The organism is Pseudarthrobacter sp. fls2-241-R2A-168 (assembly GCF_030209335.1).
In the GTDB taxonomy this organism is placed as follows: Bacteria; Actinomycetota; Actinomycetes; order Actinomycetales; family Micrococcaceae; genus Arthrobacter.
On record NZ_JARVSG010000011.1, the window covers coordinates 1 to 20,046 of the forward strand.

The 20,046-nt window shown below is 65.3% G+C and carries 21 protein-coding genes; 16 read left to right on the forward strand and 5 right to left on the reverse strand.

The window, feature by feature from the left end:
- The first annotated feature begins 82 nt into the window (after positions 1-82).
- From QRN11_RS08230 to QRN11_RS08245, 4 genes are all read left to right on the forward strand, one after another.
- Positions 83-739 (forward strand): TrmH family RNA methyltransferase, encoded by a 657-nt coding sequence (locus QRN11_RS08230; RefSeq protein ID WP_285250588.1) that lies wholly within the window; start codon positions 83-85, stop codon positions 737-739.
- Between the two features lie 128 nt (positions 740-867).
- Positions 868-1,806 (forward strand): putative endonuclease domain-containing protein, encoded by a 939-nt coding sequence (locus QRN11_RS08235; RefSeq protein ID WP_285250589.1) that lies wholly within the window; start codon positions 868-870, stop codon positions 1,804-1,806.
- A gap of 174 nt (positions 1,807-1,980) precedes the next feature.
- Positions 1,981-3,000, forward strand: coding sequence for a class II fructose-bisphosphate aldolase (gene fbaA, locus QRN11_RS08240; RefSeq protein WP_091421073.1), 1,020 nt, complete (start codon positions 1,981-1,983; stop codon positions 2,998-3,000).
- 2 nt (positions 3,001-3,002) lie between these two features.
- The gene (locus QRN11_RS08245; RefSeq protein ID WP_091421076.1) at positions 3,003-3,425 is read left to right on the forward strand and encodes a DUF3151 domain-containing protein; all 423 of its coding nucleotides are present in this window, start codon (positions 3,003-3,005) and stop codon (positions 3,423-3,425) included.
- 260 nt (positions 3,426-3,685) lie between these two features.
- Here the strand turns inward: QRN11_RS08245 and QRN11_RS08250 are convergent, their stop codons facing one another.
- Positions 3,686-4,315, reverse strand: coding sequence for a uracil-DNA glycosylase family protein (locus QRN11_RS08250; protein ID WP_285250590.1), 630 nt, complete (start codon positions 4,313-4,315; stop codon positions 3,686-3,688).
- Between the two features lie 340 nt (positions 4,316-4,655).
- Here QRN11_RS08250 and QRN11_RS08255 point away from each other — a divergent pair, with 340 nt between their 5' ends.
- The 6 genes from QRN11_RS08255 (at position 4,656) to QRN11_RS08280 (ending at position 10,067) form a co-directional block, all read left to right on the forward strand.
- Entirely contained in the window at positions 4,656-5,717 is a 1,062-nt protein-coding gene (locus QRN11_RS08255; RefSeq protein WP_285250591.1) for a M14 family zinc carboxypeptidase, read from the forward strand.
- 253 nt (positions 5,718-5,970) lie between these two features.
- Positions 5,971-7,260: an adenylosuccinate synthase gene (locus QRN11_RS08260; RefSeq protein ID WP_142063040.1), complete on the forward strand. Its 1,290-nt coding sequence runs from the start codon at positions 5,971-5,973 to the stop codon at positions 7,258-7,260.
- A gap of 306 nt (positions 7,261-7,566) precedes the next feature.
- The gene (locus tag QRN11_RS08265; protein WP_091421086.1) at positions 7,567-7,920 is read left to right on the forward strand and encodes a YegP family protein; all 354 of its coding nucleotides are present in this window, start codon (positions 7,567-7,569) and stop codon (positions 7,918-7,920) included.
- A 282-nt stretch (positions 7,921-8,202) separates the two neighbouring features.
- Positions 8,203-8,754, forward strand: coding sequence for an RNA polymerase sigma factor (locus tag QRN11_RS08270; RefSeq protein ID WP_285250687.1), 552 nt, complete (start codon positions 8,203-8,205; stop codon positions 8,752-8,754).
- Positions 8,751-9,617: a hypothetical protein gene (locus QRN11_RS08275; protein ID WP_285250592.1), complete on the forward strand. Its 867-nt coding sequence runs from the start codon at positions 8,751-8,753 to the stop codon at positions 9,615-9,617. Before QRN11_RS08270 ends, QRN11_RS08275 begins: the two co-directional genes overlap by 4 nt.
- A gap of 24 nt (positions 9,618-9,641) precedes the next feature.
- The gene (locus tag QRN11_RS08280) at positions 9,642-10,067 is read left to right on the forward strand and encodes a CoA-binding protein (RefSeq protein WP_142058628.1); all 426 of its coding nucleotides are present in this window, start codon (positions 9,642-9,644) and stop codon (positions 10,065-10,067) included.
- 13 nt (positions 10,068-10,080) lie between these two features.
- Here the strand turns inward: QRN11_RS08280 and QRN11_RS08285 are convergent, their stop codons facing one another.
- Positions 10,081-11,109 carry an isopenicillin N synthase family dioxygenase gene (locus tag QRN11_RS08285; RefSeq protein ID WP_285250593.1) on the reverse strand — a complete coding sequence of 343 codons (1,029 nt, stop codon included), beginning with the start codon at positions 11,107-11,109 and terminating at the stop codon, positions 10,081-10,083.
- A gap of 45 nt (positions 11,110-11,154) precedes the next feature.
- Here QRN11_RS08285 and QRN11_RS08290 point away from each other — a divergent pair, with 45 nt between their 5' ends.
- Genes QRN11_RS08290 through QRN11_RS08305 form a run of 4 tightly spaced genes read left to right on the forward strand, consistent with a single transcriptional unit; the run spans position 11,155 to position 12,738 of the window.
- Positions 11,155-11,571 carry an MmcQ/YjbR family DNA-binding protein gene (locus QRN11_RS08290; RefSeq protein ID WP_091421101.1) on the forward strand — a complete coding sequence of 139 codons (417 nt, stop codon included), beginning with the start codon at positions 11,155-11,157 and terminating at the stop codon, positions 11,569-11,571.
- On the forward strand, positions 11,571-12,131 hold the full coding sequence (locus QRN11_RS08295; RefSeq protein WP_285250594.1) for a DUF1990 domain-containing protein: 561 nt from the start codon (positions 11,571-11,573) through the stop codon (positions 12,129-12,131). Before QRN11_RS08290 ends, QRN11_RS08295 begins: the two co-directional genes overlap by 1 nt.
- Complete coding sequence (locus QRN11_RS08300; RefSeq protein ID WP_285250595.1) at positions 12,128-12,445, forward strand: putative quinol monooxygenase; 318 nt, start codon at positions 12,128-12,130, stop codon at positions 12,443-12,445. Before QRN11_RS08295 ends, QRN11_RS08300 begins: the two co-directional genes overlap by 4 nt.
- On the forward strand, positions 12,445-12,738 hold the full coding sequence (locus QRN11_RS08305; protein WP_285250596.1) for a DUF503 domain-containing protein: 294 nt from the start codon (positions 12,445-12,447) through the stop codon (positions 12,736-12,738). Before QRN11_RS08300 ends, QRN11_RS08305 begins: the two co-directional genes overlap by 1 nt.
- A gap of 94 nt (positions 12,739-12,832) precedes the next feature.
- Here QRN11_RS08305 and purL read toward each other — a convergent pair whose 3' ends face one another.
- The 3 genes from purL to purS are packed head-to-tail and all read right to left on the reverse strand — an operon-like array spanning position 12,833 to position 16,165.
- Positions 12,833-15,142: a phosphoribosylformylglycinamidine synthase subunit PurL gene (gene purL / locus QRN11_RS08310; RefSeq protein ID WP_091421109.1), complete on the reverse strand. Its 2,310-nt coding sequence runs from the start codon at positions 15,140-15,142 to the stop codon at positions 12,833-12,835.
- A complete protein-coding gene (gene purQ, locus QRN11_RS08315) occupies positions 15,139-15,912 on the reverse strand; it encodes a phosphoribosylformylglycinamidine synthase subunit PurQ (RefSeq protein WP_285250597.1) in 774 nt (257 codons plus the stop codon). Before purQ ends, purL begins: the two co-directional genes overlap by 4 nt.
- Position 15,913: 1 nt before the next feature.
- Positions 15,914-16,165 carry a phosphoribosylformylglycinamidine synthase subunit PurS gene (purS, locus tag QRN11_RS08320; protein ID WP_003798434.1) on the reverse strand — a complete coding sequence of 84 codons (252 nt, stop codon included), beginning with the start codon at positions 16,163-16,165 and terminating at the stop codon, positions 15,914-15,916.
- A 282-nt stretch (positions 16,166-16,447) separates the two neighbouring features.
- Between purS and QRN11_RS08325 the strand changes: the two genes are divergently transcribed.
- Together QRN11_RS08325 and QRN11_RS08330 are read left to right on the forward strand one after the other, a co-directional pair.
- Complete coding sequence (locus QRN11_RS08325) at positions 16,448-16,633, forward strand: hypothetical protein (protein ID WP_091421117.1); 186 nt, start codon at positions 16,448-16,450, stop codon at positions 16,631-16,633.
- A gap of 315 nt (positions 16,634-16,948) precedes the next feature.
- Positions 16,949-20,020 carry a S8 family serine peptidase gene (locus QRN11_RS08330; RefSeq protein ID WP_285250688.1) on the forward strand — a complete coding sequence of 1,024 codons (3,072 nt, stop codon included), beginning with the start codon at positions 16,949-16,951 and terminating at the stop codon, positions 20,018-20,020.
- Positions 20,021-20,046 lie beyond the last annotated feature (26 nt).

Sequence of the window (20,046 nt, forward strand, 5' to 3'; positions counted from 1 at the left end):
CAAACGCTCCCTAATCGCCTACGACCACTAAATCCAATAGGACTTAATCATCTAGTGTTGAGGGGTGAACCAAACCCCCGGTATGACGTCCCAACCCCAGCCCGAGCCGGCGGAAGCCGCGCCCGAAAAGGCGGAGGTCGGCGTCGGGCCCTGGGAAGGCGAACTGCCCGACGGCGACCACTGGGACCCCGACCTCCTCGCGGACGGTGACCGGCGGAACGTGCTGGACAAGTACCGGTACTGGAAGCACGAGGCGATCGTGGCTGAACTGGACTCCCGCCGCCACAGCTTCCATGTCGCCATCGAAAACTGGCAGCACGACCTGAACATCGGCACAGTGGTGCGCACCGCCAACGCCTTCCTCGCCAAAGAGGTGCACATCATCGGCCGACGGCGGTGGAACCGGCGCGGCGCCATGGTCACCGACCGCTATCAGCACGTCCGCCACCACCCCACTGTTGAGGACTTCGTGGCGTGGGCGCAGGGGGAGGGGCTGGCCATCATTGGAATCGACATCTTCCCCGACTCGGTACCGCTGGAAACCTACGAACTCCCTAAAGATTGCGTGCTGGTGTTCGGGCAGGAAGGCCCCGGCCTCACGCCCGAAGTGCACGAAGCCGCCGTCGCCACGCTGTCCATCGAACAGTTCGGCTCCACCCGGTCCATCAACGCAGCCTCTGCTGCCGCGATCGCCATGCACGCCTGGGTGCGCCGGCACGTCTTCAACCAGCACGTCTAGCTTCGCGAGATGACACTTAACGGCAATGCCGGCGCCGGGGATTGCCGTTAAATGCCATCTCGCTGCGTCCTTGGCACCCGAGCTGTGGATAACTCCTTCCCGCCAATCCTCCCGGACGACAATGAGGGATGCGCAGGGCCGCCCTTCCAGACCACCTGACCAACGGTTCCTTTTCCCTCCGGGCCTCCGACAAAGCCGGGGTCACACGTACGCGCACCGCGGCGAAGGACCTGGTGACTGTTTCACGCGGAATCCGCGTCCCGGCCAAGTCTGGAGCCACGGGATCGCTGGCATTGCGGGCCTACACTGACCTCGACGACACGTCCATCCTGGCGTCCTTGTCGGCTGCGCACATTTGGGGCGCTCCCTTGTCAGCCCGATGGAGCGGTGACTGGCGGATCCACCTCGCCCGGCGCCGCGGTTTCAGCTTCCCGCGTCGTGCCAACGTCGTAGGGCACCTGTTGACCTTCCTCCCGGATGAAGTGACGGAGTACGACGGCGTCCGGCTCACCTCGCCTGCGCGGACCTGGCTGGACTTGGCTTCTGTGCTGAATGTCGCAGAACTGGTGGCGGTGGGCGACTATCTCGTCTGCTCCCATGGATCCGCGTTCCCACGCCCCAAGGAGGCTATCTGCAGCATGGAGGAGTTGCGCGGCATCATCAGTCGGCATCCCGGGATGAGGGGCGTTCGCAGTGCGCGCGAGGCATTTGACCTGATTCGAGTGGGATCGGATTCTGCACCCGAGACCCAGATGCGCCTGCTGCTCGTTGGTGCCGGACTGCCGGAGCCGGTTCTGAACCACGTGCTGTTCGACCGGCGTGGAGTTGCTGTCCTTTGGCCGGATGCGGCCTACCCACAATGGAGGATTGCACTCCAGTACGACGGCGAACACCATGCGGGGGCGGAGCAGCACCTCAGGGATATCCGGCGGCAGGACATGACTGCCTCGCAGGGCTGGTTGGAAGTCCGGATTGGGAAGCAGCACCTCGAAGGCGAGCATCCCGCCGTTGTATCCAAGGTCAGGCGGGCCTTGCAAAGCCGGGGCTGGAGCCGAAATGACAGATAACGGCAATGGCGGGCCCCGCGATTGCCGTTAAGTGCCAACTCGGCTGGGGCATGGCAGGCCCGGGTGCTGCGTAACCCACAGCACACCCCCGGCGGAAATGACTAGGATGGTGCTAGCCGTAAGCGGTACTCCAGGGTTACCAGCCCACAGACGAACCTCAGCATAGGAGTCAGCATGCCCATTGCAACCCCAGAGATCTACTCCGAGATGATCGACCGCGCAAAGGCGGGCGGCTTCGCATTCCCCGCCGTGAACGTGACCTCCTCGCAGACGTTGAACGCAGCCCTGCGCGGCTTCGCAGACGCTGAGTCCGACGGCATCGTCCAGGTATCCACCGGCGGTGCGGCTTACTGGTCCGGCGCCTCCACCAAGGACATGGTCGCCGGTTCGCTGGGCTTCGCCGCTTTCGCCCGCGAAGTTGCCAAGAACTACAACGTCAACATCGCGCTGCACACGGACCACTGCCCCAAGGACAAGCTGGACGGCTTCGTCTTGCCCCTGCTGGCTGCTTCCGAGGCTGAGGTCAAGGCCGGCCGCAACCCGCTCTTCAACTCGCACATGTGGGACGGTTCCGCAGAGACCCTGCAGGAGAACCTGCGCATCGCCCGCGAGCTGCTCGAGCGCACCGCTGCCGCCAAGATGATCCTCGAGGTCGAGATCGGCACGGTGGGCGGCGAAGAGGACGGTGTGGAGAACGAGATCAACGAAAAGCTTTACACCACGGTCGAAGATGCACTGGCCACCATTGAAGCGCTGGGCTCCGGCGAAAACGGCCGTTACATCACCGCGCTGACCTTCGGCAACGTCCACGGCGTGTACAAGCCCGGCGGCGTGAAGCTGCGCCCGGAGATCCTCAAGGACATCCAGGCGCAGGTTGGCGCCAAGATCGGCAAGGACAGCCCGTTCGACCTCGTGTTCCACGGCGGCTCGGGCTCCTCGGACCAGGAAATCGCGGACGCTGTCTCCTACGGCACCATCAAGATGAACATCGACACCGACACCCAGTACGCCTACACGCGTCCGGTGGCGGACCACATGTTCCGCAACTACGACGGCGTCCTGAAGGTGGACGGCGAAGTGGGCAACAAGAAGACCTACGATCCCCGCGTCTGGGGCGCATCGGCTGAAGCCGGCCTGGCAGCCCGCGTGGTGGAGGCCACCAAGCAGCTCGGCTCGGCCGGAAAGACCTTCTAGGAATGTCCGACGAGTTCCGCCGGAACCTCATGGGCCCCGAGCCCACGCTCCTGCCTGCCGAGACCGAGGTCAACCAGCAGCTGGAAGCGGGCCAGGAGCCCCTGGACCTCGTGGCCCAGCACCCAACGTCCTCGCTGCTGTGGGCACTGCTCGCGGAAGAGGCCTGGGCCGAGGGGCGCACCATCGATTCCTATGCGTACTCCCGGGTGGGTTACCACCGCGGACTGGACTCGCTGCGCCGCAACGGCTGGCGCGGCGTGGGTCCCATCCCCTGGGAGCACGAGCCCAACCGAGGCTTCCTGCGGGCGCTGTATTCGCTGGGCCGCGCAGCATCGGCGATCGGTGAGGCCGAGGAGCCGGAGCGGATCGAGAAGTTCCTGAACGACTCCGATCCCACGGCGAAATCAGCCATCGAAGCCAAATAGCAAGACTAACGTGGGGCCCCGCACACAGGGTTCCCTGGCCGAGCTTGCGAGGCTAGGGCGCTGGTGGGGAGGGTCACTTTCCGCCCTCTCCGGCTAGCGGATTGGGCGGGAAGTGACCCCGCGTTGGGTTAAAAGAACGACGACGGCCGGTCACCTTTTCGAGAAAGGTGACCGGCCGTCGTCGTCAGCGGTGGTTGAGCTTGTCGAAACCTGATTTCGACAAGCTCAATCACCGGAAAACAGCAACCTCAATGGGCTGGTTAGGCTTTCTGCAGGCCCGTGCGGGCCATGGCGTCGGCGTAGGCCACACGCATGGCTTCGAGGTATTCCTCCTGGCGGGCGGGTGAACCGGCGAAGGCGCGGCCGCTCAGGGAGCGCACCTTGTAGGTCTTCAGGCCGCGGCGCCAGAGCAGCGGGACTTCGGTCTTCAGCAGCAGGTTGGCCAGGCGGTTGGCCTCCGTGCCGTGAGCCACGATCACAGAAGCGCGGGGCACCACGGCCAGGAACTTCAGCAGTGGCTTCAGGCCGGCGGAGATCTGGTCCGGGGTGAATTTCCCGTTCGGCTCGCCGGGGATGTGCCACGGGTGGACGTTCCACGGCATCACGTACTCGGGGCGAAGGCCCAGCTTCCACTGGATGCCGAGCATCCGGGTGGCGGCGTCAGCGTCCCCGGAGGTGATGAAACCGGATTTGTCGGCCTCGCCAATGTTCGAGTAGAGGCTGATGATCCGGCATTCCTCTACGTCGTGCATGGGGTCGACGTAGGGCACTGTTGTGCCGGGCTTTGCCTCCTGCAGGGAATCGCACAGCTCGTTGACGGCGGCAACATTGGGTTCGTAGCGGCGGCTCAGAAGCTGCTCATGGAAGGATTCGGGTGCCAGTGCGGTCATGTAGTGCTGGGTCTCCTGCGGGGATTGGTGTTGCTGCCACCGCGAAAAATGGGCGCACGGTGGCGCAACACATTCGAGGTGGTTGAAATGGGGTGGGCCGATTCCGGGTCGGCCTTTCCCAGTTTAGCAAGCCCCGGGAAACGAAACGCCGGTGCAGGGCCACCGGAAAAGTGATGCTCCGCGCGGTTTCGGCGTATGTTCCGATCGTAATAACTGCATGCCACAACCTGTTATATCCATTGACAGCTTTCGTCCAGCTTGGTTGGCTCTTGTCACAGGCCGCAATGGGGGACATGGCGGCCTGGACGCACCCAAATGCACTCGAAAGAGGTAACGCACCGTGAAAAAAACCCTGGCAATTTTCAGGACCTTGGCCGTTTCCGGAGCCCTGGCTCTGGCAGCAGTGACCGCGCCGGTACCGGCGATAGCCGTGGGCGAAGGCCCCAACTATGACGGCAACGGCCAGATCACCACCTCGAAGCTGGCCACATACGACCAGATGGTGTCATTCCTCAAAGACCAGGACGCGCGCCAGCCGGCCATGGAACTGGAGGTCATCGGGCAGACGGTGAAGGGCCGCGACATCCACCTGGTCAAGTACATCTCGGATCCGGCCAAGCCCACCATCCTGTACCTGACACAGCAGCACGGCAACGAACAGCTAACCACCGAAGGCGCCCTTGAGTTCGTCAAGCACCTCGGCACCGCAAAGTCGGGGGACGTCCTGGACGGTGTCAACATCCTCATCGTTCCCATGCTGAACGCAGACGGCGCCATGGGTGACGTGAACTTCTCCCTGGACGACTACCAGGCCAAGGGCGGCCGCAACATGACCCGCTACAACGCCGAAGAAGTGGACCTCAACCGGGACCACGTGGACAAGGTCCAGCCCGAAACCCAGGCGCTGCATAACAACGTGATGCGCAAGTACCGGATCGATTACATGATCGACCTCCACCACCAGGGCACCCGCAGCCAGCGCGACGGTGAGCTGGTGTCCGGCTCCATCCTGTATCCCACCACGCCCAACGCCGATCCTGCTGTTGTGGAGAAGTCCAAGCAGCTGGGCGCAGTGGTGTTCCACAACGTCGACTCCACCGGCTGGGGCCACCTGGGCAAGTATGTGGGCGGCAGCGCAGAAACCATCAGCCGTAACGGCATCGCCGTCGAATACGGCATCGCAACCCTGCTGTTCGAGATGCGCGGCATGTCCGACCACTACCTGGACGGCTATGCCCTGGGCCTGCGCAGCAACGGCTACCTGATCAAGCAGACGGTCACCACGTTGACCGCAACGGCCGCCGCCATCGCTGACGGGTCAATTGCCGACGCCGACACCTCCTTCTGGGACAGCCTCGCCACCCAGACCTCCCGCCCGGCCGGGGAGGCCGAGGACGAGTAGCAGCCGCCGGCAGCCCGCCGCGTCCCCTCCCGGAGGCCTTTTACTCCGCAAGAAGGGCCGCGGCGGGCCAACGGGTGGACTAACCCGCCAATCGGCTAAACTTGGGTGGTAAGAGCCCCGGAACTCTTGCATCGCTGTGCCGCCCTGCGGCCGGCGAAGGGCGGTCGATTCGGGGCATTCTCATGAACGGCGCTGTACAGTTCCGCCACGTTGTGGCCGGACCGGACAGCCCGAACGAATGGGGGAGGATCCCATGCCAGCAATTGTGATCGTAGGAGCCCAGTGGGGCGACGAAGGAAAAGGCAAGGCGACCGACCTGCTGGGCGGACGCGTTGACTACGTCGTCAAACCAAACGGCGGCAACAACGCCGGGCACACCGTCGTCGTAGGCGGTGAAAAATACGAACTCAAGCTGCTTCCGGCAGGCATCCTCAGCCCCAACGCCGTCCCCATCATCGGCAACGGCTGCGTAGTGAACCTCGAGGCACTCTTCCAGGAGATCGAAGGCCTCCAGGCACGCGGCGCTGACACCTCAAAGCTCCGAGTCTCCGCCAACGCCCACCTCGTGGCGCCGTACCACCAGGTGCTGGACAAGGTGACGGAGCGCTACCTCGGCAGCCGCGCCATCGGGACCACGGGTCGCGGCATTGGCCCCGCGTACATGGACAAGGTGGCGCGCCTGGGCATCCGCGTCCAGGACGTCTTCGACGAGTCGATCCTCCGCCAGAAGGTGGAAGGCTCGCTGCGGCAGAAGAACGAACTCCTGGTCAAGATCTACAACCGCCGCGGCGTGCTGGTCGAGGAGATTGTGGAGTATTTCCTCTCCTTCGCAGACCGGCTCCGCCCGCTGGTCATCGACAGCACCCTGGTCCTGAACACGGCCCTGGACGAGGGCAAGGTAGTGCTCATGGAGGGCGGCCAGGCCACGTTCCTGGACGTGGACCACGGCACCTACCCGTTCGTGACCTCCTCCAACCCCACCGCCGGCGGCGCGTCCGTGGGCTCGGGCATTGGCCCCACCCGCATTTCCCGCTCCATCGGCATCATCAAGGCATACACCACCCGCGTTGGTGCAGGACCGTTCCCCACCGAACTTTTCGACGAGATGGGTGTGTACCTGCAGAAGACCGGCGGTGAATTCGGCGTCAACACGGGCCGGCCGCGCCGCTGCGGCTGGTACGACGCCGTACTGGCCCGCCACGCCTCCCGCGTCAACGGCTTCACGGACTACTTCGTCACCAAGCTGGATGTACTCACCGGCATCGAGCAGATCCCCGTCTGCGTGGCGTACGACGTGGACGGCGTCCGCCACGACGAGATGCCCATGACGCAGACCGAGTTCCACCACGCAGTGCCCATCTTTGAGTACTTCGAGGGCTGGACCGAGGACATCACCGGGGCACGCACGCTGGCCGACCTTCCGGAGAATGCCCGCAATTATGTGCTGGCCCTCGAGAAGCTCTCCGGTACGCGGTTCTCCGCCATCGGCGTCGGCCCGGACCGGGACCAGACCATCGTGGTGAACGACCTCATCAACGACTGACGGGTGGGCCCACGCTACCGAGGGGCCCCAATCGAGCTTGCGGGATCGGGGACGTAGCGGGAAGGGCCACCTTCAAAGGTGGCCCGCCGCGCCGCGTTGTGCCGGTAATTTACAGCAATTTACACAGGGTTAACGCCCTGGGTCTTGCGGGGTTGCGGGCCTACCGGAGAGACTCGTTGGTACACCCGGTGACCCGATCACCAATCGTTCGACCAGACCCGCGGGAATAAGGGGCAGGGATGCGCCCGGACCGGCCGGTGGCAATGGCGCCCCCGCATACGGACCCGCAGAACGGAAGGATTTGTTATGGCCGGTAAGTTCGAAGCGTTTGTTGACCACGATTCCTTTTTCAGATTCCGCCTCCTTGCACCGGACGGCACCATCATGGCCGTCTCGGGCCCCTTTGACACCAAAACCGCCCTCGCTGCCGGAATTGCCGCAGTCCGGGAATGCGCAGGCACCGGACTGGTGACCGATCTTTGCCCGGCCGGCACTGTGGCGCGCCAGGCGCCTGCTGCAGTTCCGGCGTCGGCTGCCGCCACCGCCCAGGAGGACTGCGACGACCGGCGCGTGCCCGCCTCCGGGCACACCTTCAGCTTGGCCAACGGTCCCCGCCGGCAGGGAAGCCGGCCCCGTTGGGTGACGGCTGCGGCCCGCTGAAAAAGGCCCGCAAGAAAATTCCTAAAGTTTTTGCCCCAGGGCGTAACCCTTGGCGCGCCCGGAGCGATTACCCCTATGTAGCGCCGGCCTGGAACTTGTCCCCCATCACGTTCCAGGCCGGCTCTTTCAATGTCCGGGGCGGGGGCCGTGACCGATGCACCATAACGCGTGGCGCACCCGGGCAGGTTACCGAAGGGTAAAGTGATGCGGGGAAAAGGCATCCCGTGAAGCGGATTCAGCCTCACCCCCAGTGGCCCTTCTTTGACCGAAAGCACTACGTCCGTGATTGATGCGCTGACAGACCAGGACCTGGGTGAGCACTCCGCCGGGCCGGCCGTCTTCAGCGTCGTCTACCGGACATATGCGTCACAGGTCCTGGGCTATCTCACCGCCCGGGGAGTCGAGGATCCGGAGGCGGCCATGCAGGAAGTGTTCCTCTCCGTCCTGCCGCGGCTTGGCACCATCCACGGCGGCACGGCCGGGCTGCGCACGTTGATCTTCTCGGTGGCCCACGCCCGAATGGTGGACGACCACCGGCGCCAAAGCCGCACACCCGCCAAGCTGCCTTTCGAGCCCGAGCTGGACCAGCGGGAAGACTCCTCCGCCGAATCCGAAGCCCTCGAACGAATCTCCCCGCGGGAAGTCCTGGACCTGCTGGACGGGTTGCCCCAGGACCAGCGCGAAGTCCTGTCCCTGCGCCTCGTGGCCGGGCTCACCGTGGAGCAGTCAGCCGATGCCATGGGCAAAAGCCCGGGTGCCGTGAAGCAGCTGCAGCGGCGGGCGCTGGGCAAGCTCCGGGAACTGTCGGCAGTGAAGGAGTACCTGAGGCCATGACACCGCAAGCCAACGTGTCGCCGGAAACCGTGGAGGAGATGCTCCTCGACGCCGGATTCGGGCAGGATGACACGCTTCGCTCAGCTCTCCTCTCGCTGGGATCCCTGGCGTCGCTGCCCGCACCCGTCCCGTCCGGAGAACTTGCCGCGCTGCTGGCCGGAGACAACGAAGGGCCCGGGGGCGACGAGTTGGGGCGGCGCCGGTGGCTCCGCGCGCACCGTCCCACGGTGGTGGGGCTTGCCCTGATAGCCGGGATGGGGATGGGTGCGGGCGGGGTTGCCGCCAGCACGGCCCCTGCCGGGCAGGCGGGGAGCCTCTCCATCCAGCACATGCTCAAGGACTGGGCTCCCGCCTGGAGTGTTCCGGCGCCGCAGGCCCTCGGAACCGGGCTGCCGGCAACGGCTCTGTCCGGCAGCACTGGAGCTGAAGTGGAAGCTTCTGAACCGGACCCGGGCGATACTGCTGACAGCCAACCCGCTGGCGTTGCGGAGAATCCTGCTGGTCCCCGCCGCAGCCCGGCGGCCTCCGCCGGAATCCCGGCCACGCACGCCTCCGGAGTAAAGGGGAGCGGTGCGGCCTCCACCGGGCAGGGCATGGCGAAAGGGACCGGAAACGACGCCGCTGCTGCCGCCACGATTGCTGGTTCTGCCGCCACGGCTAAGGGGAAGGCGGACGGGCAGCCGGGGCATGCCGTGGGGCAGGACGGCCAAGTCGGTTCCGATGCGCCGGGCAAGGTTGGTGATGCCGTGCCGGGTGTGCTGGCCTACGTGGCCGGAGGGACTTTGCAGGGGACGGCGGACACCGCCGGCCAGGCCTTGAAGGCCATCCCCGGCAACAGCTGGCTGCAGAAGTTCAACCGGTAGCCGCGGGCGACGTAGGCTAAGCGCATGGGCCACAAAAATGATCCTGCCGTTGTCGAACGCCTGATGCGGACCAAAGGTCGCTGGGCCATCGTGGGCCTCACCACGAATGAGTGGCGTGCAGCCTACGACACCTCGCTTTTTATCCGGGACCGGCTGGGAATGGAGATTATCCCCGTCAACCTTCCCGGCGAAGCCGTACACGGGGAAACTGGCTACCGGAGCCTCGGTGACATCCCGCCCGAAAAGCATCCCATCGAGGTCGTGGACTGTTTTGTGAACTCGCAGAAGGTGGGGGATGTGGTGGACCAGGCTATCGCGGTGGGAGCGAAAGCGGTGTGGCTGCAGCTGGGTGTCATCGACGAGGCCGCGGCGGAACGGGCCAAGGCTGCCGGGCTGGACGTTGTGATGGACACCTGTCCGGCCCAGCAGGCCTGGAAATACAACCTCTGACGTTCCTGCCGGTTCAGCGGGTCAGGAGCCCCGGATAGTGCCGTTCCGTGACGTCCGGGTGGGCCCGCATCCTGCCTTTGAGCATATTCATCCCGTAGGAAGCCAACAGCGGGTTGGCGGGATCGTCAGTGATACCCCGCGCTTCGGCCTTGAGCTCCGGCGGGAGGGGGACGGGATCGATCACGGCGTCGAGGCGGGGCGACCAGAAGAACGGGACCGAATACCTGTCCACGCCCGGTGGCGGCGCCTGGACCCGATGAATCGTGGCCACGAGGTAGCCTTCGGTCGCGACTTCGAGCATCTCGCCTAGGTTCACCACCAGGGCTCCGGGGATGGGCTCGACGGGCGCCCATTCGCTGGCCCCGGGCGGAAGGACCTCCAGTCCGCCGATATCGTCCTGCAGCAGGAGCGTGACGAACCCGTAGTCCGCGTGTGAGCCCACGCCCTGGTCGCCTGCGGCTTCCACGACTCCGCCCACGTAGTGAACCAGCTTTCCCATCCAGGCCGGGCTGCCCTGGAACGGCTCGTCGAAATAGTCTTCGGGCAGTTTCAGTGAGACCGCGATGGCCCGGAGCAGTTCCATTCCTACCCGGGACATCAGTTCCGCCCACTCCATTGCGGCAGGCTTGAGTTCCGGGAAGGAGTCCTCGGGCCACAGGTTGGGGCCTTGGAGCAACCAGTAAGGCTTGTCATCCGGGTAGTCCGTGACAGGCTCGCGTTCGGGCGAATAGTCAATTTGCTCCCGGGCATCCGCACGGCCCTGGGTCACCTCCGTGCCCATGCGCGTGTATCCGCGGAAGTGCGGAGAAAGCCGGTTGTCCAGCTTCATCCGTTCCTCCAGCGGCAGCGCAAAGAACCGCCCGATAAGGTCCAGCAGGCGTTCCGGCTGGCCTGGCGACGCACCGTAACCGGTGATCTGGAAGAAACCCACATGGTGCGTTGCATGGCGCAGCTGCTCAATGAATTCCGGGTTGAAGGACCCTTCGGATTGCCGGGCTGTGGCCAGGTCCAGAACAGGAATGGCCCCCTGATCGTGTGACATCCTCGCAGACTAGCACCGCGGCAGCCGGCTTTGTAGGCTTCGTGAATGGACCCTGCTGCATTGAGGAAGATCTGCCTCTCGTTTCCCGGCGCGTTCGAGGATTATCCGTTCGGGCCGGAGACGGCTGTCTTCAAGGTTCGGGCCGATACCGCCGGCGGGGCGCGGCATGAGGCCAAGCTTTTCGCGCTGTCCGGGATGGACCTGCGGGACTGGTACGTGAACCTCAAATGTGAGCCCAACCTTGCCGTGCAGCTCCGCGCCGCGCACCCGGAAATCACCGGCGCATGGCACATGAACAAGACGCACTGGAACGGGGTCCGCCTTGATGGGGCCCTGCCGGATGACATGATCCGCGACATGGTGGAGGACTCCTACGACCTGGTGGTGGCAGGGCTGACCAGGAAACAGCAGGAGCAGCTCGGTTGGGCCCGGCTTGCCGGCTCCAGGGGCATCGAGCAGTGATGCCCAAGTGGCCGCAGCAGGGCATGCGGCATGACCTTGATTACCCCGGCATAGGAGGAACGGAGTACGGGGCCGTTCCGAAGGGGTACGCCGGGGTCCTGGAAGAGGTCCAGCTGGGCACCGGCTTTGCCGTGTACCGGCGGGTAGCTGCCGGCATTCTGTCCTGGGAGCTCCAGCGGCGCGCCGGCCTCCGCGTCCGGACGGATTCACCACAGGTGGTGCCGGGAGCGCGGGTGGTGAGTGGTTTCGGCGTCGGACCCTTTCGCTTGAATGCCCCCTGCGAGGTGGTCTGGGTTCACGAACCGCTGACGGCGGATGTGCCGCAGTCCGCTGGATTTGGCTACGGAGCGTTGCGTGGGCATCCGGCCCGCGGCGAGGAATCCTTCGAGGTGGAGATCAACAGCGACGCCGATGTTCACCTACGGATCCGCGCGTTCAGCAAGCCGGGCAACTGGTTCTACGCGGCCGGGGGACTGGTGACCCGGGCGGCGCAACGCCACGTTACATCCCGGTACATTGAAGGGGCACGGCAACTCGCTGCGGAAGGACTGCGCCCATGATTTTTATCGTCGTCAAATTCAAGGTCAAGCCCGAGTGGTCGGAGCGCTGGCCCGGCCTGGTGGCAGATTTCACCCAGGCCACGCGCCAGGAACCGGGCAACCTCTGGTTCGACTGGTCGCGCAGCCTCGATGACCCGAACGAGTACGTCCTGGTGGAAGCCTTCAAGGACGATGCCGCTGGCGACCACGTCAACGGCCCACACTTCAAGCAGGCCATGGCGGACATGCCCCAGGCCCTCGCCGAAACACCCCGCATCATCAGCCGCCAGCTCGACGGCGACGCTTGGGACCTCATGGGGGAGCTCACAATCTGATGTGGATCGGCTGGATCGAATTCGACATCCTCCTGGGCGACGTGCAGAGCCTTAAGGAAAAGCGTTCCGTCGTCAGGCCGCTGATCGCTGAAGTCAAGCGACGCTTTGACGTCTCCGTGGCGGAGGTAGGGGACCATGACCAGTACCGGCGCACCCGGTTGGGTGCAGGCCTCGTGGCAGCCGACCGGGCCCACATCGTGGAGGTGCTGGCCGCCGTCGAACGCCTCGTGGCCGGACGCCCGGAAATCGAACTGCTCAGCGCACGCCAACGGGAGCTCCACAGCGAAGATTAGGGCCCGGGTTAAACCAACGCGGGGTCACTCAGCGCCCATCCCGGAGGGATTTTTGGGCGGTAAGTGACCCCGCGTTGCTTGTTGGGGGTGGGGCCTAGCCGAAGTACTTCGGCAGGGTCCCTTCGTGGGCTTCGCGGAGCGCGTCCAGGGACAGGCTCTCCACTCCGTTGATGTCCAGGGTTCCGCTGGCAGCGTCCACCACACCGATACGGGTGTGGGTGAAGCCGCGGGCGGTGCACATATCCGTGAAGCGGACTTCCTCCGACCGGGGAACGCCCACAACGGCGCGGCCCTGGGATTCGGAGAAGAGCGCCGTGAACAGGTCCACGCCGTCCCGGTCCAGGACATCCTGCAGCGCGATCCGGGCACCCACGCCGTAGCGCAGCGAGGACTCCACCAGGGCAGCCGCGAGGCCACCTTCGGAGAGGTCGTGGGCGGAGTCGATCATGCCGTCGCGTGAGGCGTTGATCAGGATCTCGCCCAGGGCGCGTTCGGCGTCGAGGTCCACCTTCGGCGGCTGGCCGCCCAGGTGGCCGCGCATGTTGGCCCACTCGGAGCCGTCCAGCTCGGCAGCGGTGGTGCCCAGCAGGTAAATCGCCTGGCCGTCCTCACGCCAGCCCGACGGCGTGCGGCGGGCGACGTCGTCGAGCTTGCCCAGGACCGCCACCACGGGGGAGGGGTGGATGGGCGTGGTGCCGGTCTGGTTGTACAGCGAGACGTTGCCGCCGGTAACGGGGACACCGAGCACCTTGCAGGCGTCGGACAGGCCGCGGATGGCCTCCGCCAGCTGCCACATAACGTCCGGGTCCTCGGGGGAACCGAAGTTCAGGCAGTCGCTGACGGCCATCGGGACGGCGCCGGAGGTGGCGACGTTCCGGTAGGCCTCGGCCAGTGCCAGCTGCGCACCGTGGTAGGGATCGAGGTAGGTGTACCGCCCGTTGGCGTCGGTGGCCAGGGCAACGCCCAGGCCGGTTTCCTCATCCACGCGCACCACGCCGGCGTCGTCCGGGAACGCCATGGAGGTGTTGCCGCCAACGTACCGGTCGTACTGGTTGGTGATCCAGGACTTGGAGCACATGTTCGGTGATGCCACCAGTTCGGTGACTGCCGCGGCGAGCTCCGAAGGAGCTGAGGGCCGGCCGGCGTCCTGCACGGAACCGGTGAAGGTATCGGCCTGCACAGCGTCCTGCCACTCGGGACGGGCAAACGGGCGGTCGTACACCGGACCGTCGTGTGCCACGGTGCGGGGATCGACGTCGACAATCACCTCGCCTTCCCAGGTGATGATGAGGCGGCCGGTATCGGTTACCTCGCCCAGCCAGGCGTATTCAACAGCCCACTTGTCCATCACGGCTTCGAACGCCGCAACGTTCTCCGGCGTGACAACTGCCATCATGCGTTCCTGCGACTCGGACATCAGGATTTCGCCCGGGGTCAGCGTGGGGTCGCGCAGCAGGACGGAGGTCAGCTCAACCTGCATGCCGCCGTCTCCATTGGAGGCCAGCTCGGAGGTGGCGCAGGAGATGCCGGCGGCGCCGAGGTCCTGGATGCCTTCCACCAGGGAGCCCTTGAACAGCTCCAGGCAGCACTCGATGAGGACCTTCTCGGCGAACGGGTCGCCCACCTGCACCGCGGGGCGCTTCGAGGGCTTGGTGTCGTCGAAGGACTCGGAGGCGAGCACGGAGGCGCCGCCGATGCCGTCGCCGCCGGTGCGGGCACCAAACAGGACCACCTTGTTGCCCTTGCCCGAGGCGTTGGCGAGGCGGATGTCCTCGTGGCGCATGACGCCCACGGCCAACGCGTTGACCAGCGGGTTGCCCTGGTACACGGAGTCGAACACCATTTCGCCGCCGATGTTCGGCAGGCCCAGGGAGTTGCCGTAGCCGCCGATACCGGCCACCGCACCGTGCATCACGCGCGCGGTGTCCGGGTGGTCGATGGCGCCGAAGCGCAGCGGATCCATCACGGCGACGGGGCGGGCGCCCATGGAGATGATGTCGCGGACAATCCCGCCAATGCCGGTTGCGGCGCCCTGGTAGGGCTCAACGAACGACGGCGAGTTGTGCGATTCGATCTTGAAGGTCACGGCCCAGCCGTCCCCGAGGTTGGTCACGCCGGCGTTTTCGCCGATGCCCACCAGCATGTCCTTCTTCATCTCCGGGGTCACCTTCTCGCCGAACTGGCGCAGGTGGTTCTTGGAGGACTTGTAGGAGCAGTGCTCGCTCCACATCACGGAGTACATGGCGAGCTCGGCGCCGGTGGGGCGGCGGCCCAGGACCTTGAGGATCTCGTCGAATTCGTTCTGCTTCAGGCCCAGCTCGGCCCAGGGCAGTTCGGTGTCCGGGGTTTTCGCGGCGTTCTCGACAGTGTCGATGTTGAACTTCTTGGTGGTTTCGATGCTCACTTTTCGCCTCCCACAATCTTGGTCAAAACGGAGGTGAAGAAGCCGAGGCCGTCGGTGTCGGACCCGCCGACGCCATCAAGCGACTCGGGGCCGAATCCGGCCTCCACCGCGTGCTCGGGGTGCGGCATGAGGCCCACCACGTTGCCGGCGGCGTTGGAGATGCCGGCGATGTCGCGGCGGGAACCGTTGGGGTTGAATCCGACGTAGCGGAACACCACGCGGCCCTCAGCCTCAAGGGCGTCGAGGGTCTTCTCGTCCGCGATGTACTGGCCGTCCTGGTTCTTCAGCGGCACAGTGATTTCCTGGCCCGCCTGGTAGTCCAGCGTCCAGGCGGTGTTGCTGTTCTCGACGCGCAGCACCTGGTCGCGGCACATGAACTTGAGGTGGTCGTTCTTGATCATCGAGCCGGGCAGCAGGTGCGACTCGGTGAGGATCTGGAAGCCGTTGCAGATGCCGAGTACGGGCAGCTTGGCCTCGCTGTTGGCTGCGTCAATGATTTTGGACATCAGGGGTGCGAACCGGGCGATCGCTCCGGCGCGGAGGTAGTCACCGTAGGAGAAACCGCCGGGAATAACCACCGCGTCCACGTCGCCAAGTTCCGTATCCGCGTGCCAGAGTTCGACGGCGGTGCCACCGGCCAGGCGCACGGCGCGGGCAGCGTCGCGGTCATCCAGGGTCCCGGGGAAGGTGACGACGCCGATCCGGGCCCCAGCGAGGCGCGGTTCTGCGGCGACGGCGATTGCCTCGCCGATCAGGGGAAGTTCAGTCATGTCAGGCCTCGACGACCTCGACGTTGACGACGTCCTCGATCACGGGGTTGGACAGCAGGGTCTCTGCGGCATCGCGTGCCTGGGCCAGGATGTCCTCGGTCACCTCGCCGTCGACCGTCAGTTCAAAACGCTTGCCCTGGCGGACAGAGCTGAAGCTGGTGAAGCCCAGCCGGGGCAGAGCGCCGACGATAGCCTTCCCCTGCGGGTCCAGAATCTCGGGCTTGGGCATAACGTCAACAACGATCCGGGGCATCCGGTAACTCCTGTGCGTGAGCTTGGGTAAGGGCGCAGCTCAGTGGTGCCGTCTCACGCCGTACCGAGGTGTTTGGGGGACACTTTGAAAGACTTGGTGGACGGGCGCTCCGCGAGCTTGCTAGTCCATTCTACCGGCCGGAGCGTCCCACCCTGTATTCGGCTGATTCCTGCCGTGCTGACCGGTTCGGGCAGCATATGGAGCGGGAGCCACAGGGTTCCGCCGCAGTCCCGTATTGAAGAGATTCTGGAGTTGTGCGGGTGGGGTCATTAGGATTGCTGAATGGCTGAGAAATCGAGATCCGTGCTGTTGCCGGTGATGGCCGCGGCTGTCTTCGCCGGGCTGGGCCGGATGGTCCTGCAGAAGATCAAGGCAGACCGGTTTGCCCGGGAGAACCGTGTTGCCGGACCGGTGGACGAAAAAACCAGGCAGTGGATCAGCGACGTCGTCAGGACGCCCCGCCAATAACAGCGGCGGACACAGCAGCGTGAGGTAGTCGGGGTGCCCTGCGGGGCGCCCTTTTTCGTGCCCGGCAACCGGGCATGCCCGCGAACCGCATGACTAGAAAAAATCTGCCTTAGTGTCCTATGTCATATTTGGCTATCACTCTGTACCCTTTGAATCGGCCGGTGTCACGGAATGACAAGATCTGTAACTTCGTGTGCCGGGCCGGTCGTTTCGGGCCCCCAACCATGGCTGGGCCGGTACCTCTCGAAAGGGTTGCACGTGAGATCAACTGGAAAGAGCCCCGTAAGGGGCGGGGGATTCCGGAGGGCTGCGGCGATGGCCGTGGCCCTGCCGCTTCTCCTCACCCCGATGGCCGTCACTCCCGCCACCGCGGCGCCGGCCGGACAGGTTCTGCCGCCCGCTGCCAAGAAAACCGCGCCTGTTGAGTTCAAGGACGGCCGCTACGTTGTTGTGCTGGCAGGTGCGGCGGCTGCCGCTTATGAGGGTGAAACCCCGGGGCTTGGGGCAACCAAACCACAAAGCGGCCGGAAGTTGGACTCCGCAAGCGCCAACTACAAAGCTTATGACGCGCACCTTCGCAAGCAGCAGCGTGACGTGGCTGCAAGCCAGGGCGCCACACCGCAAAAGCAGTTCACGGCTGCCCTCAACGGCTTCACCGCCGAACTGACCGCCGCCCAGGCGATGGAACTGTCGAAGGACCAGCGCGTTCTCCTGGTTGCACCCGACGTCGAGAACCGGCCGGATTACACCACCACCGACTTCCTCAAACTGACCGGGCCGGAAGGTGCGTGGGCCAAGCAGTTTGGCGGCGAGGCCAATGCCGGCAAAGGCGTGGTGGTGGGAGTCATCGATTCCGGCTACGCCCCGGACAACCCGTTCCTCCAAGGCGAGCCCGTCCAGCCCCTGAGCGGTCCCGCCCAGCTTGGCGTTCCCTACCGGACCGCCGACGGCAAGATAGCCATGCTCAAGGCCGATGGCACCACCTTCGAGGGCGAATGCCAGAAAGGCCAGGGAACGGGGGCGGCGTTCGATGGCTCCCTCTGCAACTCCAAGGTCATCGGTGCCCGCTACTTCGCCGATTCCTTCCTGCAGTACGTGACCCCCGCGAACCGTGCCCCGGAGGAACTCATCTCTCCGGTGGACGTGGGCAGCCACGGTACCCACACCGCCACCACTGCGGCCGGCAATGCGAACGTGGAGCAGGTCATCGACGGCGCAAGCTTCGGCAGGAGTTCCGGTGTTGCCCCCGCCGCCAAAGTCTCCGTCTACAAGGTCTGCTGGGAAGATACCAACCCGGACACCGGCGGCTGCTACTCCTCCGCATCGGTGGAGGCAGTGGAAGCCGCCGTCAAGGACGGCGTGGACGTCCTGAACTACTCCATTTCCGGCAACAACAACAGCACCACCGATCCTGTGGCACTGGCCTTCCTGAACGCCGCCGCGGCAGGCGTTTTTGTCTCGGCTTCGGCCGGCAACTCGGGCCCCACCGTTTCCACGGTGAACCACGCTTCACCGTGGCTGACCACAGTGGCCGCGTCCACTTTCCCGAGCGATCTGCTGGGCACCGTCAAGGTCTCGGACGGCTCGGTCTACCGGGGCGCCTCCATCATGAAGACCGAAGTCGCAGACAAACCTGTGGTGGTTGCTGCCGCGGCGGCGGCTGCCGGGGCCGCCAACCCGAACCTCTGCGGCCCCGGCTCTCTCGATGCTGCCAAGGTGTCCGGCAAAGTAGTGGTCTGCGACCGCGGCGTGGTGGACCGGACGGCCAAAAGCCAGGAGGTCCAGGACAAGGGCGGCGTGGGCATGATCCTGGTGAACCTCACCAGCAGTTCCGAAGACGCGGACAACCACGTGCTGCCCACCGTGCACGTCAACGCCCCCAAGAGCCTGGAACTGAAGTCCAAGCTGGAGGCCAACCCCACGCTGACCGTCAGCCTCGTCAAAGGCGACCTGACCGGCCTGCCCCCTGCCCCCGCTCCCCAGATCGCCGGTTTCTCATCACGTGGTCCCACCCTCGCATCGGGCGGAGACCTGCTGAAGCCTGACATCGCGGCTCCGGGCGTCAACGTCCTTGCCGGCGTCTCCACCATCGGCAACCACGGGGATCAGTTTGGCTTTATGTCCGGCACGTCCATGGCGGCACCGCATATTGCCGGCTTCGGCGCACTGGTGCTCAGCAAACAGCCCAAGTGGACGCCCGCGATGGTCAAATCCGCCATGATGACCACGGCCTACCCCCTCGTCAACGCGGACGGTACGCCCAACACGGATCCGTTCCAGGGCGGTGCCGGGCACATCGATTCAACCCGAGTCCTGGATCCGGGCCTGGTTTACAACTCCGGGATCAAGGACTGGCTGGGCTTCCTCAACGGCCAGGGTGTGGACACCGGCGCTCCGCAGGCCGGCACCATCGCCGCCCGGGATTTGAACCTGCCGTCCATCGCGCTCGGCAGCCTGGTGGGCGAGGTACAGGTCAAGCGCCAGCTGACTGCCCTGGTCCCCGGCATGTACCGGCCGGAGGTCAACCTGCCCGGCTTCAATGTCCAGGTGGAACCGAAAGCACTGAACTTTGCCAAGGCAGGCCAGACCCGCGAAGTTACCCTGACCATCCGGAACGTAAGCGCACCGGTGGGCCAATTCAGTACAGGCAGCCTGACATGGAAGGGTCCCCGCACCGTAAGCTCGCCGATCGCCGTCCGGCCGGTTGATGCACAGATCGCACCCTCGTTCTCCTTCAGTTCACCGGCCGGAAGCGGCAGCGGCACCATGGAACTGGTTTCAGGGTCGGACAGTCCCATCAGCGTTGGCGTGGAAGGCCTGGCTCCAGTGAGCCAGACGGCCATCACCAAGACTCCCGGCGAGTACGCACCAGCCAACGATGCCCACAACGCACTGCTTCAGGTGGCAGTGCCGGAAGGGGCCTCCTTCGCCCGGTTGGGTGTCCAGGCCCAATCCGACGACGTCGACTGGGACATGGTGGTCTACGCACCGAATGGCGCGGGAGGACTGACGGCCACCCAGGTGGCGACGGCCTCGGCCAGTGAGTTCCTGGATCTGGAGGCACCCCGGGCGGGCACCTACTACATCGTGGCCAACCTCTACTCCACCCCGGACAATGGACCGGCCACAGCGACAGTCCAGGCCGTGACCTTTGCCGGGGATGCCGGCAACCTCAGGGTGGATCCGAACCCGATCGTGGCTCCGAACGGAACCGCCACGGCGGCCACGCTCTCGTGGACCGGCCTGTCCGAAGGGGCTTACCTGTCCCGCCTGAGCCTGGGCAATAACGGCATCAGGACCTGGGTCAACGTCCAGGTGGGCGCAGCTTCCGTTGCCCCGTCCGGCGCTCCGCAGGTTGCCTTCGCGGACGGCGTGCCTGCGGCCTAGCACGTGCTCCTTCCCTGCTTTTTCTC